The 16265-nt window shown below is 56.9% G+C and carries 24 protein-coding genes; 11 read left to right on the top strand and 13 right to left on the bottom strand.

Annotated elements, in window-relative coordinates; genetic code table 11:
* Positions 1-25: 25 nt before the first annotated feature.
* The 11 genes from A3722_RS12905 to A3722_RS12860 form a co-directional block, all read right to left on the bottom strand.
* On the bottom strand, positions 26-2077 hold the full coding sequence (locus A3722_RS12905) for an ATP-binding protein (protein ID WP_067623850.1): 2052 nt from the start codon (positions 2075-2077) through the stop codon (positions 26-28).
* A gap of 275 nt (positions 2078-2352) precedes the next feature.
* A complete protein-coding gene (locus A3722_RS12900) occupies positions 2353-3429 on the bottom strand; it encodes a tyrosine-type recombinase/integrase (protein WP_067623835.1) in 1077 nt (358 codons plus the stop codon).
* On the bottom strand, positions 3318-3593 hold the full coding sequence (locus tag A3722_RS25315; RefSeq protein WP_082849476.1) for a helix-turn-helix domain-containing protein: 276 nt from the start codon (positions 3591-3593) through the stop codon (positions 3318-3320). The genes A3722_RS12900 and A3722_RS25315 overlap by 112 nt, the downstream gene beginning before the upstream one ends.
* Positions 3594-3869 (bottom strand): hypothetical protein, encoded by a 276-nt coding sequence (locus tag A3722_RS12895; protein WP_067623838.1) that lies wholly within the window; start codon positions 3867-3869, stop codon positions 3594-3596.
* A gap of 1 nt (position 3870) precedes the next feature.
* Entirely contained in the window at positions 3871-4065 is a 195-nt protein-coding gene (locus A3722_RS12890; protein ID WP_067623840.1) for a hypothetical protein, read from the bottom strand.
* A 237-nt stretch (positions 4066-4302) separates the two neighbouring features.
* Positions 4303-5295: a DUF2303 family protein gene (locus tag A3722_RS12885; protein ID WP_067916169.1), complete on the bottom strand. Its 993-nt coding sequence runs from the start codon at positions 5293-5295 to the stop codon at positions 4303-4305.
* 40 nt (positions 5296-5335) lie between these two features.
* Positions 5336-5746, bottom strand: coding sequence for a hypothetical protein (locus tag A3722_RS12880; RefSeq protein WP_067622502.1), 411 nt, complete (start codon positions 5744-5746; stop codon positions 5336-5338).
* A gap of 104 nt (positions 5747-5850) precedes the next feature.
* Positions 5851-6129 carry a hypothetical protein gene (locus A3722_RS12875; RefSeq protein ID WP_067622499.1) on the bottom strand — a complete coding sequence of 93 codons (279 nt, stop codon included), beginning with the start codon at positions 6127-6129 and terminating at the stop codon, positions 5851-5853.
* Positions 6122-6301 (bottom strand): hypothetical protein, encoded by a 180-nt coding sequence (locus tag A3722_RS12870; protein ID WP_150119965.1) that lies wholly within the window; start codon positions 6299-6301, stop codon positions 6122-6124. The genes A3722_RS12875 and A3722_RS12870 overlap by 8 nt, the downstream gene beginning before the upstream one ends.
* A gap of 88 nt (positions 6302-6389) precedes the next feature.
* On the bottom strand, positions 6390-6713 hold the full coding sequence (locus A3722_RS12865) for a hypothetical protein (protein WP_067622494.1): 324 nt from the start codon (positions 6711-6713) through the stop codon (positions 6390-6392).
* Between the two features lie 131 nt (positions 6714-6844).
* Positions 6845-7189 (bottom strand): helix-turn-helix domain-containing protein, encoded by a 345-nt coding sequence (locus A3722_RS12860; protein WP_236627407.1) that lies wholly within the window; start codon positions 7187-7189, stop codon positions 6845-6847.
* A 331-nt stretch (positions 7190-7520) separates the two neighbouring features.
* Here A3722_RS12860 and A3722_RS24810 point away from each other — a divergent pair, with 331 nt between their 5' ends.
* The 7 genes from A3722_RS24810 to A3722_RS12825 all read left to right on the top strand — a co-directional run bounded on the left by A3722_RS24810 (position 7521) and on the right by A3722_RS12825 (position 11351).
* Positions 7521-7928 (top strand): hypothetical protein, encoded by a 408-nt coding sequence (locus tag A3722_RS24810; RefSeq protein WP_236627406.1) that lies wholly within the window; start codon positions 7521-7523, stop codon positions 7926-7928.
* Positions 7929-8070: 142 nt separating this feature from the next.
* Positions 8071-8559 (top strand): hypothetical protein, encoded by a 489-nt coding sequence (locus A3722_RS12850; protein WP_067622489.1) that lies wholly within the window; start codon positions 8071-8073, stop codon positions 8557-8559.
* Positions 8556-8777 (top strand): hypothetical protein, encoded by a 222-nt coding sequence (locus A3722_RS12845; RefSeq protein WP_067622487.1) that lies wholly within the window; start codon positions 8556-8558, stop codon positions 8775-8777. Before A3722_RS12850 ends, A3722_RS12845 begins: the two co-directional genes overlap by 4 nt.
* The gene (locus A3722_RS12840) at positions 8774-9163 is read left to right on the top strand and encodes a hypothetical protein (RefSeq protein WP_067622484.1); all 390 of its coding nucleotides are present in this window, start codon (positions 8774-8776) and stop codon (positions 9161-9163) included. The genes A3722_RS12845 and A3722_RS12840 overlap by 4 nt, the downstream gene beginning before the upstream one ends.
* On the top strand, positions 9160-9804 hold the full coding sequence (locus A3722_RS12835; protein WP_067622482.1) for a hypothetical protein: 645 nt from the start codon (positions 9160-9162) through the stop codon (positions 9802-9804). The genes A3722_RS12840 and A3722_RS12835 overlap by 4 nt, the downstream gene beginning before the upstream one ends.
* A 210-nt stretch (positions 9805-10014) precedes the next feature.
* Complete coding sequence (locus A3722_RS12830) at positions 10015-10614, top strand: hypothetical protein (RefSeq protein WP_067622479.1); 600 nt, start codon at positions 10015-10017, stop codon at positions 10612-10614.
* Positions 10611-11351: a hypothetical protein gene (locus A3722_RS12825; RefSeq protein WP_067622476.1), complete on the top strand. Its 741-nt coding sequence runs from the start codon at positions 10611-10613 to the stop codon at positions 11349-11351. Before A3722_RS12830 ends, A3722_RS12825 begins: the two co-directional genes overlap by 4 nt.
* Positions 11352-11618: 267 nt before the next feature.
* Here A3722_RS12825 and A3722_RS12820 read toward each other — a convergent pair whose 3' ends face one another.
* On the bottom strand, positions 11619-11858 hold the full coding sequence (locus A3722_RS12820; protein WP_067622473.1) for a hypothetical protein: 240 nt from the start codon (positions 11856-11858) through the stop codon (positions 11619-11621).
* An 81-nt stretch (positions 11859-11939) separates the two neighbouring features.
* Between A3722_RS12820 and A3722_RS23345 the strand changes: the two genes are divergently transcribed.
* The 4 genes from A3722_RS23345 (at position 11940) to A3722_RS12800 (ending at position 15603) form a co-directional block, all read left to right on the top strand.
* Positions 11940-12329: an HNH endonuclease signature motif containing protein gene (locus A3722_RS23345; protein ID WP_082849473.1), complete on the top strand. Its 390-nt coding sequence runs from the start codon at positions 11940-11942 to the stop codon at positions 12327-12329.
* A 118-nt stretch (positions 12330-12447) separates the two neighbouring features.
* Positions 12448-12885 carry a phage terminase small subunit P27 family gene (locus A3722_RS12810; protein ID WP_067622468.1) on the top strand — a complete coding sequence of 146 codons (438 nt, stop codon included), beginning with the start codon at positions 12448-12450 and terminating at the stop codon, positions 12883-12885.
* Positions 12872-14539 (top strand): terminase large subunit, encoded by a 1668-nt coding sequence (locus tag A3722_RS12805; protein WP_067622465.1) that lies wholly within the window; start codon positions 12872-12874, stop codon positions 14537-14539. The genes A3722_RS12810 and A3722_RS12805 overlap by 14 nt, the downstream gene beginning before the upstream one ends.
* On the top strand, positions 14539-15603 hold the full coding sequence (locus A3722_RS12800) for a phage portal protein (protein WP_067622463.1): 1065 nt from the start codon (positions 14539-14541) through the stop codon (positions 15601-15603). Before A3722_RS12805 ends, A3722_RS12800 begins: the two co-directional genes overlap by 1 nt.
* A gap of 50 nt (positions 15604-15653) precedes the next feature.
* Here A3722_RS12800 and A3722_RS12795 read toward each other — a convergent pair.
* Positions 15654-16265, bottom strand: a 612-nt coding sequence (locus A3722_RS12795) for an IS256 family transposase (protein WP_201722025.1), incomplete at its 5' end; no start/stop codon positions are given.

The following is a 16265-nucleotide window of genomic DNA, read 5'->3' as shown; positions in this document are numbered from 1 at the left end:
GGGGCGTTTTTACCCGCGTTTGGCGTCAGGCTGAGCGGCGCATCTCGCTGTCGGCCACGGGCCGGGGCAGGGTCAGCCGGAAGGTGCTGCCCACGTCGATCTTGCTTTCCAATGACAGGCTGCCGCCATGCAGAGTGGCCAGTTGCTCGGCAATCGCCAGCCCCAGACCCAAGCCGCCGTTCTCGCGTGACATGGAGCCGTCAACCTGCTGAAACCGCAGGAAAACGCGTGCGAGATTGTCCTCGGAAATGCCGCAGCCCGTGTCTGTCACGGCAAAGGTGATCTCCTCTGCGGTCTGATGCATCTTGAGGTGGATGTTGCCGGTGCGGGTGAATTTGATCGCGTTTGAGATGAGATTGTAGAGGATCTGCCGCAGGCGGACCGGATCGGCGTTGGCACTGGCTGTGCCGTTATCCTCATAGGTGAGCGTCAGCCCCTTGGCTTCGGCATCCGGGCGCAGGTCATCGGCGACTGAGCGGGCGATCTCGCTGGTTTCGATCTCTTGCAGATCAAGCTCCATCTTGCCGCGCGCGACTTTGGTCCAATCCAGCAGGTCTTCGACGAGACGCAGCATATGTTTGGACGATCCCGCGATCCCGCCGGCTTGGTCCGAGACGAAGTTCTGGAATTCATCCACGCTGTGGCGGATATCGGGCGTGGCGTTCGCGCTGTTGTTCAGCGCGGTCTGCAAGCGACGGGCCTGAGGCAGTTTCTCGGCATGTTGCAAGAAGGTCGCCCGGCCCGAGATCACGGTCAGCGGGGTGCGCAACTCATGGCTGACGTTGTTAAGGAATTCGGTTTTCTCGCGATCAGCCGCCTTCGCCGCGTCCAATGCGCGTTTCTCAGCCGTCACATCGGTCCAGATGCCCACGGTATAGCCATGCGGCGTGCGCGATTCCGTCACTTTGAGCCAGAAGTTGTCGGACACCTCAAGGATAAAGGCGCCAGTCGGATTGCGGAACCGCGCAAGGCGCTTGGCAATCCATGCCTCACGCTCCTCGACCTTCTCGGGGTGCTGATGGCGGGCGACCCAATGGCGCAAAAGCTCTTCGATGGTCTTTCCGGGGATCAGAAGGTCAGCGATTTCAGGGTGATACTCAAGAAACTTGCTGTTAACGGTGACCAGGCGTTCTTTCTCATTGAAGGCGATGAACCCCTCTTGGATCGAACCGATGCCCTCGGCCAAAAGCGCATGTGCCTCTTGCTTTTTCAGCGTGACCCGGCGGAAGGCCCAGAGCCCCGCCATCAGTGCGATGGTCGCGATCAGAGCGAAAGCCACGAGGTAGGGGCTTTGCGGGGCATAAGGAGGCAGGCCGTTGGCAAGGCTTGCCGTGGCCTCCCATGTCTTGCCCAAAAGCTCGAACCGGGTGCGGACGGGCGCTGCGGGGTCGATGGTCGCGTGCTCAATCTCGTCCGGCATGACACCTGTCGGGAAGGCGCGCAGGCTATAGATATAGTCAGCGGCTTGATGCGGGTTTTGATGCAGTTCAAACAGCCGGTCAGGCTGGAACACGATGGACATCACCCCCCAAAAGCGCGGCGCGCCAAGGCCGATGGGGCGCTCGAACACCGGGTAGTGCATGATATAGCCCTTGCCGCCTTGAACGAGGTTCAGCGGCCCTTCGATGGTTGGGCTCTGGCGGCGGTAGGCGTTTGCCACACCTGAAAGCTGCGTCGGAATGTTCTTATATTCCAGTCCGATAACCCCGGCGTTCGGGGTTTTGGGATAGCTATGGGTGATCTTGAGATCAGGGGCTAGGGCGAAAGCCTGAATGCCGGGGTTCCGATCCCGCAGCTCTTTGACCAGAAGTTCGATTTTCTTGTCTTTGAAGGCTTCGCCGGACAGCAGAATATTCTCGATGTTCTTTGTCACCAGAATGGTTTCTTGGAACTGGTGCTGCACCTGATTGCTGACTTCATGGAGCGTCTGCCGCGCATCCTGACGGATGCTGGCGATATGTTGTTCGTAATCCAATTTGACGATCGAATAGCTGATGCCAGCGACGCAGCACAGCACGATGAAATTGACGATGATATACGCGTTGGATGTTGCGTAGTCCCTGAACGCGTTTGCCACGCTTTTTTCCTTTGCCTGCCAGCGCATCTGACTTCGTTGGGCCATTTGCGCGTAAGTTACTTCCCTGCTGATTGCTACTTTTGCGGGCAATCATGGCGAAATTCGGACCAGAATGGGCTTTTCGTGGGTGACCCTAGGTAAGTTCGCGTGCCTTGGCCGCGATCATCCATGGTCGGCTTGGGAGGGGAGGTTAGCGTGGAGCGGGTAACGAGAATCGAACTCGTAACTAAAGCTTGGGAAGCCTTGGGGGTTTTACGTTAAAAATTTGATATCTATCAATTTTGTTTTATGGTCTGGGGATTTTTCTGGGGATCGATCATTTTTGGCCCCTCTCCCATGACGCTAAAATCATCTAAAGCATCGCGCATATCGTCCATCAAAACATGCGCATATTTCGTCGTCGTTTCGATGTTGGAATGCCCTAGCAGCTTTGACACCAGCTTGATATTCTGAGTCTTGCGTAGCAGTCGCGTGGCGAAAGTGTGGCGCAGGTCGTGAAAGCGAAAGCCCTCTATCTCAGCTTCGGCAAGCGCCTTGCGGAATGCGGCGGGCAGGATGCCGCCGTGCGGGTCGATTGGCTGGCGCTCCATGGTCTGCTTATTAAGGCGGGTGAACACATATTTCCGATGGGCCAAGACATTGGACCGGGGCAGGGCAGACAGCAGCGCCGCAACCTCTCTGTTGACCGGAAAGGTTAGTCGTTCATCACCTTTCACCCAGAATGATATTTCGCGGTTGTTCATATCGACGTTATCCCAAAGCAGGGACGTGATAGAACCAACCCGCGCGCCTGTCATAAGCGCAAAGCTGACTATGGGGTGATACTCGGCGGGCAAGTGCTGAAATAATCGGCGCTGTTCAACCGCTGACAATTCCCTGACGATCTCGCGCGGCTCTTTCGTCTCTGCGGCCTTTAGGTTCAGGTCGGGAATATCCGCCTTATATATCTTCCCCATGTGCCGGATCGCGCGGCCCAGCATTTGCAGGCGGCGGTTTACAGTGGCGTTCTTACATTTGGCTCGATCCTTAGCGACATAGGCCAGCACATCGGCATCGGTGATATCGGCAATCTGCTGGCGTCCATCCATATGCTTTAGAATGGCGCGACACTGCCCCGCATTGGTGGCCTCTGAGGACGTGCCGATGATCTTGTCCCTGTGGTAGGTGCCAAGCGCCTCAGACAGCGTGTATGACCCACCCTTGTTGCGTAACGCCTTTGCATCGGCCCTGATCTGCGCCTCTATTGCTTTCGCGTCTTCGTAGTCTTCGGTCCCGCAAGATCCTCGAAAGCGACTACCTTTGACGATGATGTCATATTGATAGACGCGGGTTTTCGCTGTTCTGAATGGCATTGCGTTTGCGCCTCGATGTATTCCTGCAAATCGTCTGGACGGTAGCGGATTGCGCCCCTTGCGATCTTCACGCACTTTAACCCGCGCCGCCTGCACTCTTGCAAGGACTTAGTGCAGACCCCCAGAAGGTTGGCGGCGTCGGACGGTTTAAGCAGCGGTGTCAATCAATCGCCCTCCCTCATTGCCTTGCGAGCTGCTCGCATCAGTCGCAGGCGGCGCGTTGCCTCCTTCATGTTGATGTTCTCGGAAAGCAGATAATTATAGCTGCTTAGAAGGCTGGCGACCGTGTATCGAATTGACGCCGGGTCGCCGTAGCGCATCACCCATTCAGCGCCACCATCAGCGAATGACTCTGGGTTGATGATCGTTGCGGCTGCGCCGCCACCTAATTCCACTTCTCCGGTCATGCCGTCTGCGGGGTGTGGGTATGCGTTGCTCATCTCAACCCTCCAACGACTGCGCCGCAATCAACTGGCAGGACGCCAATGACGGATTGCGCTTGATCGCCTCCAGGCCGCCGCGCAGGGCTTCCACACGGTCAGCCAGCTGCTGCATGAGGTTATCGTTGCAGCCAAGTTCGCGTGCCTCGCGGATTAGCTCGTGGTCGTTGAGGTCAGTGAGTTTGTTCTTGGTCACAAGGGTTTCCTTTGCTTTCTTAAACCCTGCCGGGTTCCATGCCGATTTTCAGGGTCACATCAGAACCTGAATGGCGATACTGCCGATGGCGATCGCGTATAGGGTCATTGTGGCGAGCTGCGCCAAGCGACGGGTCCATAGGTGCGCGGGTCGATTAAACATGGTCTGATACATTCTTGATCCTCTGGTTGGGGTGTCTGTCGCTGCGCCCTGTTGCCGGGGCGCAGATCAGAAACCCTATTCAGACTTTCCCATAAACACCGGCAGATCGGTTTGATCTTTGGCTTGGTCGACGGCGACCTGAAATGCATTATCGAATGCGCGCTGCGGGTTGAGGGGGGACATGATGAAGCGGATTGCGCCGCCGATCTTGCGATATCTGAACCGCACCGGCATCCGGTAGGGCGCACCCCCTTCAAATACGGGAATTGCGATGATGATCAGGTTCGGGATTTTGATTGGCTGACCATCCTTGCCCTTGTGTTCATCAAGGAATTGGATCGAGGTTTCGCCCGTGTCGCGGTTGCTAGTGACGGTCAGATTGCTGGTTTCATAGACTTGGAACTGGCGAGACATCTGCAGCAATTGCATCAGTTGGCCAAAGCGCCCATCAATTTGACGCGCGGTCTGGATCAATCGGCTTTCCCATGGCTCAACCTTGGCCTTGTCATCGAGCGCGATTAGCGCAGGGGTCGGATCCATCACGTCTTTCGCATTGGCTTCGATGAACTCACCCATTTCGTCTTTTTCCAGAGCTTCGCCGGAAATCGACGTCCAAGTCTTCCATTCCTTCGAGAGAGGGAAGTCATAGATGGCGCGGTGGGCGCAGTGGCTGGCTGTGGGATCGCCTGCGTGGCCGATCGTTACCGGGCCGGAAGCGTGATAGTCGGCGATGCAGGTCAGCGTCGGCTGGCTCTGATCGGGGTTGGCGAAAAGGACCGAATTTTCGGATTTGAACCGGTTGGCCCAATCGACCAGACTTTGCAGCTGGGTCAGGCGGGCGATGCCCTTGCGGCGCAGCGGTTTGAAGAACTCAGCAGCGGCAAGGCGGTGACCGGTGAGATCAGTCACTTGGCGATGGTTGGGCGTAGTGATCAGCAGCGGTTTAGTCAGGTCAACTGTTTCGGGGATGGCGATCGGATCATGGTGGCCAATGTCGGCCATTAGGTCGCGCATGGTTTGGGCGGTGTTTTCTGTACTTGCGGCGCAATCGTGGAATTGTTCTGACATGGGTTTTCCTTTGTGTCGGTTAATTAAAGGGGGCGGCGGATTATCCGGCGTCGCGTTCGGTAACTTCGCCGGTGTCGGGATCGATGATGTCGTTATCATCGGACACATCGCGAACGCCTGGCTGCATCCGGCGCATCATCGGGCTGTAGAGGGTCAGTTCGCCCTGATCGCCTATGTAGGCGGCAGCGCTACTTGCGGGTTTCTTGGGCTTGGTAAAGGTGACGGTGCCGGACATCGTGACATCGCCTTGTTTGCCCAGGTCATAGCCAATCTGTAGCGACATGCTGCCCTTTGCTTTGCCATTGTGATCGGCGCGGTGGTCGAGCAAAGCGACTTGCAGATCGCGGTGACCTTCCATCACCTTGGCAAGGAAATCGCCGTTATCGAAAAGCGCCAGCAGCTGTTCGATGCTGCGGATTTCATAGGGGTCGCGGGTTTGCGGGGCGTTCATCGTTTTTCCTTTCGGGGATCGTGAAGAAAAGACCGGGGGGCACATAGCCCCCCAGCAAGGTAGGGGCGAAAGGGAGGTAGAAGATCGCCCCGGCAGGTAACGGGTCAGATGCGAGGGGTGGCGATACGGCCCCGCCAAGCGTCATACTCAGTCCGCAGGGCCGCAAAGCGCTGTGCCGCTACGGGGTTCGTGTCTAGTTCGCGGCGTGAAGCTACGCGGCAGACAGTGCGGAGGTACTCTGCGGATGCTGTGGCGGTCAGGCCGTTGTCGACACCCATGCACCGGATGCCAGCGAACTTCTGAAACTGTGGCTCGTTGCACAGGATGCCTGCTTGCTGAGGTAGGGGCAGGTCATCAAAGGTGGTGTGGGGGCGATCATGCATGACGCATATCCTGCAATCGAACTTGGCGGACGGTTTGCCCGCGTTGTGATTTCAGGATCAGCCAGGCGGTCACGCGCAGGCCTTGGTTGCTCGCGCAACGTTCAGGGTCGGTGAGGACGCCGCGCGCTTGAGCTGCGCTGATGTAAGTAACCTTAAGGGGGTGGATGTTCATGATGACAATCTCCAATTGGCGTTGAAGAAGTCATACTACATAAAAAATGTATTGGTCAATCAAAAATACAGGAATAATGTATTGAGGTTTAAGTGATCGTGGGTTCTCTTCGTTCGGTCATCAATTTCGCTTTGCCCTTATAGGTGGGGGTGTCTGCTCGCTGGGAAAGCATAAGATCCAACATCCGTGCAGTGTTGTCCGCTGTGTCTATCTGAGCGCGGACAAGTTGAGTGGCGGTGAATTCCATCATTGCGAAAATGATCGCTGCTACAGCAACTATGACGCTGGTCGCCGTTTGGCCTGAAAGGAAGAATTTAAGGGAGATTAGTGCGGCAATTACAACGCCCATCCAGGTTATGAAGTCGATCATAGCGAGGCTGTAGCGGGCGGTGCGATAGGATGTTTTCTGCATTTGGATGGGCTTAACTTTCGACCTAGGTAAAAATTAGCATTGCTATGTTCACGAGTTGTTCTAATCTCGTGTGATGTTAAGGAATTTTTTATCTTACAGTCAATTTAAGGCTGCGCGGGTTGCCTTGATCTTTAGGATTGATCTGAACGTTCTTTTTGATCCAGTTCACTACTTCTCTTTGAAAGGTTCGCGAAAAGGCTCTTCTGGACGTCCTGGGGAAGTTGAGCAAAGTCGCCGTGCATCAAAAAATTGAAGTCGATCCGGTGTGCTCGGTAGAAGTACTTCATGATCTCGCGATTCGGGAACTGCCTGCCCTTTTCCATGTTGTTAAGGGCGTTGTTTGCGATCCCAGCCTGCTGAGATGTTTCCAGTTGAGACAGGCCGGTGCTGTCGCGGGCGACAAGTAGGCGAAGGGCGCAGGCTTCTTTGCTCATGTCACCTAGTCGCGTAAGTTGCTCTTTTTCATTGATATTCATGATTGTTATTATTTTATAGTTCACAAAAAATGTATATCTGATAGAAATGTAGCTGGACGATACATTTATTGTGTATTACTCCTTGCGGAATGAGCGATGTTTCTATCATATGCGAAGCGATCGGGCGGGGCGTCTTAGCTGACCGTCTTGGTGTTGGCCGTCAGGCAATCAGTAACGCGGTGACTGAAGGTTCTTTTCCTGCAAGCTGGTATGCCATTATCAAAGATGAGTGTGACCGGACTGGCACCAAATGCCCTCGACGGTTGTTCCGCTTTAAGATGGGTCTGCCAGTGGAAGCGGGGCAACCTTCTCGTATTGAGGGCGATGCGGCATGAGCGCTGCCATTGTCTCTCCACGCAACGAAAAGGGGCGCGCAAGCTGCGCACCCCGATCCGCCCTTCAAGTTGTTTGTCCATCTTCTGATCACTCACAGGTCAAAGATGGAGTGAACATGCCGAAAAATCTTTCCAAAAATGTACGTCGCGGCGATTTTCTTAACGGGCGGCACAAAAGCATGTCGCGGAAATGGTTTGCCGCACTGCTGTGGCGCGCCTTCCCAGCAGCGTCAAACATTGAAGTCGCCCGCCTAGGAGCCCCTGTTTTGGGGGTGTCTGAGCGACAGATCACAAACTGGCTGAACTGCGAGAACGACGCGGCATTGAGTTACGTCACAGCCGTGATGGTTCTTGCGGGTGTCGAATGCGCTCTGGATGGGGTGCGGGGAGGGAAAGCCGCATGAGGCTACGCACACGAATTGCGGCGATTTGGTTTCAAGCGTGGTCATCCCGCGCTGATCTGATTGCGGCTAAGTGGCAGAGACGTTCGCGTCGCTGGCACCGCCGTTCGGAAAAATTTTTCCATAAGCTATACGGTGGCAAGTAGTGGCCTTGAATATTGAGAACCGCGACGGCTTTGCCGAACTGTGGGACGCCAACACCAAGGCGCTTCTGATGGCCCAGATTTACAGCTGCACAAAGGGTCGCATCTACCATTGGGCGGTGAAACATGATCTTCGCCCCCGCGACCCAAAGGGCCGGGTGATCCAGATCGATCGCGACGAATTTGCGGCCCTGTGGGCAGGGCAGAAACCAACCCGGCAAATCGCTAGCGAATTGCGCTGCACAGAGCGCGCTGTATTGCGCCTTGCGGACTATTTCGAATTGGGTTCGCGCGACATCCGCGCCGCTGCGAAAGCAGTAGAACTCACACCCCGCACTGTTCCTGGTGCTTCGTTCTGGACCCATGAGCGTGATGAGCTGATCCGAGCTTCGGGCGGGCGCTACAGCGCAATCGCTGACCTCTCGAAAGAACTCGGGATCGCTGCGCCCAAGATTATGGCGCGTTGGCACCGGCTGCGGGTGAAGGCATGAACCTGCGGACGCCAGAACACCCCAGTTTTAACAGCCTACCGTTGCGCGATCAGGTCCATGGTATCTTGACCGCAGCTTGGGAGGCAGGGGGCAACCATCCGTTCGATATGTCGGACATCGGGTTGGCTTGGCATCTTATTCAATCTGGTCTGGTTTCAGCGGGTTCTGAACTGACGGAAGCGCGCGCTTCGGTCGCGGAATGGCGGGCTGATCGATGACCGGTAAGGCAAACACCCGCTTTGCCAATGCAGTGGCAGTGCATACAGAACCGGAGCGGTTTCAGGATGCGGCCTTTGCGGAATTACAGATCGCGCCCCCATGGGTTGATGGCGTTTGTTTCAACCCCAGCTGTGGTGCGGCCTTCAACCCGTCGCGTCGTTGGCAGATTTACTGTGGCGCAGCCTGCCAAGCGGCAGGGACAGCGGAGATGCGTAAGTGGGGCCACAAGATGGCTCTGCCACTGCTGGTGCACAGGCTTGGCAAATACGATCGGCAAAACGCGGGCGTGATGGATCGCACCCGAGCCGCGCGCCGCTATGTCACTCAAGTGCAAAGTGCGTGGCTCAGCGACCGCAACAACAGGCAGAGGGAGGCCGCACAATGACGGCAACACATTTGCGGGCCGTGGATGGGATTAGCTTGGCGGAATATCCCGAAGAGCTTTGCGATCCACGCCTGACATCCGATTATTTCACCATGTTCTGGCATGATCGCTGGCTGTCCAGCACCCTGCACCTAACTGCTCCGATGGCCGTGCAGGGCGCGGCGCTGAACCTGTTCTTTCTAAGCCGCAAGCAAACACCGGTGGGATCGTTGCCGGTTGATGACAAGGTGCTGGCGCGGTTGTTGCGGGTCGATCTGTCGGATTGGTTGGGCTGGATGGCACAGCCGGTCACGCCGTTGCACAACTGGCGGCGCTACGAATATGGCGAAGGCGAAGTCTATGGACATCCGGTGGTGATCGAGGTCGCGCGGGATGCACTACAGCGGCGCGAGGTCCGCAAAGCTAGCGTAGAAAATAAGGCAATCTATCAACGCCAGCAGCGCCTTGTTGATGTGATGCGCGACATGCGTTGCGACAAGTCCATGTTGGCGGACAAGGTGCTGGTTGAACGACTGGACGCTTGGTTGGTGGAGAACCATTCCGGCCAACGTCGCATGCCGCAGTTTGAAGCCTCAGTTACCCGTGCCTTAAACCATGCCGTCCGTCAGGGCTGGATTGGTGGGAAAGTAGGCCGTCATTGATTTCATTGGCTAAATCGCTGCGTTTGTTACCGGAACAGTTCCGAACAGTTCCAGAACAGTTTTCCACAGATTGGAACAGTTCTGCGTAAAGGAAAGGAAAGGAAAGGAAATAAAAGAAAAGACACAGAACGGAACAGATGACGGCTACAGGGCAGCAACAAGCGGCGCGGGTGCTGAACGGTGGCAAGGCTTAGAAAGAGGGTATGGGCGATGGATGAACAGGCACAGAAGGACGGGCAGAAGCGGGTCAGGATTTTGCTGATCGACCAGCTGGAACGCATGGGGCTAACCCGACCGGCAGGGATGACCAAGGCACAGCTTGCAGCGATGCAGGACGAACTGTGTCAGCGGCTGGCCTATATGAGCGAAGATGGGTTGGGTGCGTTGGCGGAAGATATGGCAGGGCGCGGCGGCGGTAAGGAGCGTGATCGCTTTCCACTGGCTGCACGGGTGTTGGAGCAGGCGCGCCGTATCGAGGCACCGCAGGCGGATGCCTCGCCGCTAGTGCGCAAAGTCTTTGCCGCGCGCTTAGGTCAGGAAGCGCTGGCCAGAGGATTTGCGCCAGAGTTGATGCGCTGGCTGCGTGCCAATCGGCAATGGCCTACCAGCTATGTTGTGAAGGGTATCGAGGATGGTGCGCGCGATAATCTTCGGCGCGCCGAGGATTTGCGCATGGGCATTGAACGGGGCCGCGATCTATCTGGTGTCGATCGTGCTTGGCTCGATGCACGCCAAGCTGAGATAGTTCGCTGTTCCCGCGCTCGCGATCTGGGTTTGGGCGATGCAACGCGTAACACGGTGAAGGCATGATGGCGGTCAAGGTTCCGATGCCGTCTGCACTCGACGTTGAGGTCGCGAAGCGTCTGGGGCTGCGGCCTGATCAGGTGACCCGCGATCACCGCGACCGGCTGCTGTGCCAGTTGCAGGATCGTTTGGCTCAGGTGCCGGTAGCATGTGACCGTGAACAGATAACACGCGCGCCTGCGCGTGGCCCGGTGCTGCTGTTCCAACCGCGCGAGACGGTGATCACAGAGGCGGGCAATGTGCGAACACGCGATGTCGGGCAGTTCGCGGGCATGATGGTGCAGGATGCCTTTCACAAGGCCGAATTGCAGGCGGCGCGGCGTAAGCAGCCTGCGCCTTACACGCCGGGTCAGGTCGGTATCGGTCGGGTGTATCGTGATCTATTTGAGCGCTGCGAGACGTCAGGACTGAAGCTATCGCAGTTGGGTCAGTCTGGCGGAGGTGGGGGCGATGGAACCGGGATCAGCGAAGCCGTTTTGGATGACATGCAGCAACTGCGGAGGCTCAATCGCCGCATTGGTACTGGCACGGCAATGACGGTGCGCCGGATGAGGCCATCGCGGCGCGGCGGCACGGCAACCAGACCGGCGCGCAATATCAGCGACCTGCGGCTGGTGCATATGTTTTGCGTCGACTGCGAGACTTTGAGCGCCATTCTGGTGGCGCATGGGTGGTCTGATAGGGGTGAAAGTAAAAAAATACTGCAACGCGCCCTGTGCGCCGCCCTAGATCGTATGCGATGAAGTCTACCCCGCGTGTTGCAAAGGGGGTTGACCGTTAAGTCGGTCATTTGTAGCACTTATGACATCATCACCAAATGCGCCCACCGGAAACGGTCAGGGCGCATTTTTGTTGGCATGGTTTACCAAACACTGCGAGGCGATATGACACCCAAGGCTCTGCCACAGGAAGATTGGAGCATTTCTTTTTCAGGCGGTCGAATGATCTTGTCCGCCGCATACGCTGAATTTGAAGATGGCTCGCAATACCTGCATCACGCCGTCTTTGAACTAGTCGCTAACTCGTCTAATTATCCGGTCACTCTCGACGATCTTAAAGGTACTCATTTCGTTACCGTCGATGACGTTCACAGCCTTCATACTGCCAGCTAGGTAAGCAGATTTGAGGCCCGGAACTTTCTGTGCTGGACCGTTGAGCGGCCTGAAGCTTTTGAACTCTTGGAAGATGAGAACGGTATAGGCCGCACCATCATCGTCTTCGCACGAGATTTCGGCGATTAGCTCTGTCATTTGATTGTTCCTTTTTGAGAACCGTCAGGCAGAATCACTGTCTATGTCAATTCGGAGCGATTGATATCTTGGGGGCTCGCGATGGCGTTGCGGAAAATGTGCGTCACGGCAGGCTGTGATGATCTGGCCATTGCTGGTCTCTCGCACTGCGAAGATCACGAAGCGCGGCGGCTTGCAAAGCTTGCGGCGCGTCGGGATGCGGCGGGGAAGTCTGCCCATGCCATTGCCTTCGCGGCGCTCTACCGTCTGGCCGCGTGGAAGTCTGGACGCTTGCGCCATCTGCGCCGCAATCCACTGTGCGTCGACTGTGCTGAACTGGGTGCCGTGGTTGAAGCTAAAGAGGTAGATCACATCATCCCGCATCGAGGCGACCGCAAGTTGTTCCTGAGCCGGTCGAACTGGCAGTCGCTCTGCAAGTCTTGCCATAGTCGCAAGACGGCTGGCGAGGTGTTCCACGGCAAGGGGGGGTAGTCTGAAAATCAACGCGCACCATTAGAAACCGGCGGTGAGACCTTCCTTTTCGTGAGCGTTGAATTGGAGAAAAAAGCCCAAGGTTAAAAGCCCAAGGCACAGGAGAAAGGACGATCAAATGAAAGGACGCAAGCCGAACACTGGCACGGTTGTGCCTTTCAAAGGCGACCCCAAAAAGCATGTGCCAGATGCGCCAGATTTTCTGAGCGAAGACGCACGCAAAGTCTGGGATGAACTGGCAGGCCAACTGGTCGCCAAGGAACGGCTAGAACCGCATCACACCCATCTGTTTGCGGGGTATTGCGAAAGCGTTTCGAATTTTATCAACGCGACGCATTGCCTCGTGATGGAGGGGCTTTACTACGAAGCGCAGACCCGCAACGGCAAGCAGCAAAAGAAGACTGCGCCCTGGAGTTTGCAGCAAGAGGCACTTGGCCAGATGCAACGTCTTGGCGCTTTGTTCGGCATGTCGCCGGTGGACGAAAAGCGCTTGGGGGCCGGAGGCCAGGGCGATCTGTTCGATGATGTTGTGAGCATCTTAAATGGGAAAGCCTGAAGATCCCGTCACCGGCTACGCAGAAGATGTGGTGGCGGGCAATATCGTTGCGGGCAACTTGGTTCGGATGGCTTGCGAACGCCATCTAATGGATCTGGAAACGGGTGCCGATCGCGGTTTGATTTTTGACGTAGAAGCGGCGATGCGCCCGATCCGGTTCGGTGGGATGTTGCAGCACTCGGTTGGGCCAATGGCGGGTCAGCCTCTGACCTTGGAGCCGTGGCAGCAGTTTCGCATCGGATCAATGTTTGGCTGGAAACGCGAAGACACGGGATTGCGGCGGTTTACGACCGCTTACAACCAAGTGGGCAAGAAGAACGGCAAGACCACAGAGACGGCCCTGCCGATGATTTACACCCAGTTGTTTGACGGCGAGGCAGCACCGCAAGCGTACTGCGCGGCCACAACGCGCGACCAGGCTGGGCTGTTGTTCAAGGAAGTGAAACGCATGATCAAGCGGTCAGCGTTTCTCAGTCAAATGATGGATGTGTGGCGAACTGTGATCGAGACGCCGCGCTTTGATGGGTCTATTTCTTGTCTGAGCCGGGACGGTGACAGTAGCGATGGGATCAACCCAAGCTTTGTCGCACGAGACGAGATGCACCGCTGGACCGATCGAGAGCTTGAGGAAACGATCATCGAAAGTATGGCCGCGCGGGGCCAGCCGATTGATTGGATCATCACAACTGCGGGCCATGATCGTACAAGTTTATGCGGCGAAATTAGGGGCTACGCGGAAAGCGTCCTGCGCGGGGCGGTCCAGGATGATGCGTTCTTTGGCTATGTGGCAGAGCCACACCCGGACAGTGATCCAATGGACCCGGTCGCATGGGCTATGGGCAACCCGAACCTTGGGGTCTCAAAGAAGCTGTCGTTCGTTGAGGGAAAGGCAAAGAACGCTCAGTTGATCGCGGGACGCATGCCAAACTTCAAACGGTTCCACCTGAACCTTTGGACTGAGGGCGCGGAAATGTGGATTGACCGCGACAGTTGGGATGCAGGCATGGCGTCTGCACCGATCGATATCCGCAAGCTCTATGGGCGACCTGCATGGGTAGGGCTGGACTTGTCTAACAAGATTGACACGACCGCAATTGTGGTCGCGGTGCCGGTTGAAGGGGTGATTTACCTGATCACTTACACCTTCCTGCCAGAGGGGCCGAAGGGGTTTATCAAGCGCGCGCAGAAAGAAAAACGCGAGTTCGTAAGTTGGCGTGATCAGGGCTGGCTGGAAGTGCACGCCGGTGGGGTCATCGATGAGGATCAGATCGCAGAGCGGCTGGAGTGGATCAGGGCTAGATTTGATTTGCGCGAGATTGCTTACGATCCATGGGGCATGAAGAACTTGGCCAAGCGGCTAGATCAGCGGCGGTTCCCGATGGTGGAACATCGGCAGGGCTATGCCTCGATGTCAGAGCCAATGAAGCGGGTCGAGGAACGCGTGGTTCAAGGCACAATCAGGCACGGTGGAAATCCGGTACTCGGATGGCAGGTTGGCAATGTGCACCGCGACGAGGATGCAGCGGAAAACGTGAAGCCGAACAAGAAGAAATCGAATGGCCGCATCGATGCCGCCGTCGCCATGATCATGGCAGTCGGGCGGGCAGAGGCACAGGAAGGCAAGCGCAAAGCGCGGGAAATTGAGGTGGTCTAATGGGTTTGTTTTCGTTTGGTCGGCGGCAGGTAGAAACGGGGCGGATCGAGCCAATCGCACCGGTTGCGCCTATCGCTGCGGCGGAATTATCCGCACCGAAGGTCTCAAACGCGGGACTGTTCAATATTGGCTTTGGCGCGGGGCAGTCTCGGGTTCGTTCCTTGCCGCGCGCGACGGGTGAAATCGCACAACGACACGCAACAGTTTTTTCGTGTGGCAACAACATCGCGGGCGATCTTTCGAAGGTCCCTTTGAAACTCTGGCAGCGTAAAGGAGATGGAGAAGAAGCACGGGTGCGCGATCACCCGGCGGTGTACCTGATGAACGTCGAGAGCTCGCCAGCAATCGCAGCGGCACAGCTCCGGTTCGCCCTGGTCTATTCCTTCTGCATTCGAGGCAAGGCGTGGGGCTACGGCCCGCGCGACGGCGGAGGTGAGTTGGAGCTAATCGAGGCGGTCCATATGGCAAACCCTGACGGGGTGTCGATGCTGCGCAACGGTCGGGATCGTGTGTTTGAGTTCGAGGACGGGGCAGGCGTGCGGCGACGGGTCGGCAGTCGGTCCATGGTCGCGCTGCGATATATGCCGCTTGATGGCTGGACAGGCCGCAGCCCAATCGAGGTTGCGGGAGAAAGCTTTGGTTTGGCGCTGGCGGGTCAAGAAGCCGCAGCGCGGACAGCATCAGGCAAGCCGATCAGCGCCTTCATCAAAATGGCCGACACGTTCGAAGACAACGACGCCTATGTGCGCAACGGCAAACGAATTAAGCAGGCGATCACGGATGGCGACGGCTTCCCGATCATCGGTGCCGACGACATGATTGAAAGTTTGGACTTGTCCGCAGCAGATCAAGAACTGCTGGCGAGCCGCAAGTTCGATCGCGAGCAGATTGCGGCGGTGTATCGGATGCCGCCGAGTAAGTTGCAGATGCTGGAAAACGGCGTGAAGGCAAACGGCGAACAACAGGCCATCGACTATCTGACCGACTGTTTGATGCATTGGTCGGTCCCGGTCGAAGCTCAGTACAATCTAAGCCTTTTGACGGAAGCTGAGCGCCGCAGATAGTGTCCCAAGGAATGGTGTAACTTTGTTCTTCGGCCATGGCTTGGCCGCAGTTACAGGACGGCGATTGTCGCCGGGTCCATGGGGGTAGTGTCGCAAATGGCGGCGACGGTTTCCAGTGTCATGTAGCGCCGCGTGATCGCCCACTCATCATTTTGCTCCAGCATCAGGGCTCCGACCAGTCGTGTGACTGCGGCCTCGTTTGGAAAGATGCCGACAACGTTGGTCCGGCGCTTAATCTCCTTGTTGAGGCGTTCAAGTGGGTTTGTGCTGTGGATCTTGACCCAATGCTCGCGGGGAAAGCTCTTGTAGGCCAACACGTCATCCTCAGCCCGGCGCATCAACTCCGCGAGCTTTGGATGGCGCGTCTCAAACGCGTCGATCAGCTTGGCCCAGTGCTCTTTTGACGCGGCCAGCGTGTCCTGGTCGAAGGCGGTTCTGAGCGCCGCGGTGACGATTGGCTTGTCCTTCTTGCCGACGCAAGCAAGTGCGTTGCGCATGAAGTGGACGCGGCAGCGCTGGACTGTCGAACCGAGCACCTTTGCCGCGGCGGCCTTCAGCCCCTTATGATCGTCGGCGATGATCAGGCGGGTGCCGCGCAGCCCGCGATCGGCCAGAGAACGCAGAAATTCGTCCCAGAAGACCTCGGCTTCACTGGGCTGGAC

The organism is Sulfitobacter sp. HI0027 (genome assembly GCF_001634775.1).
Classification (GTDB): domain Bacteria; phylum Pseudomonadota; class Alphaproteobacteria; order Rhodobacterales; family Rhodobacteraceae; genus Sulfitobacter.
The sequence above is the reverse complement of the archived record's forward strand: the minus strand, read 5'-3'. Positions and strand labels throughout refer to the sequence as shown.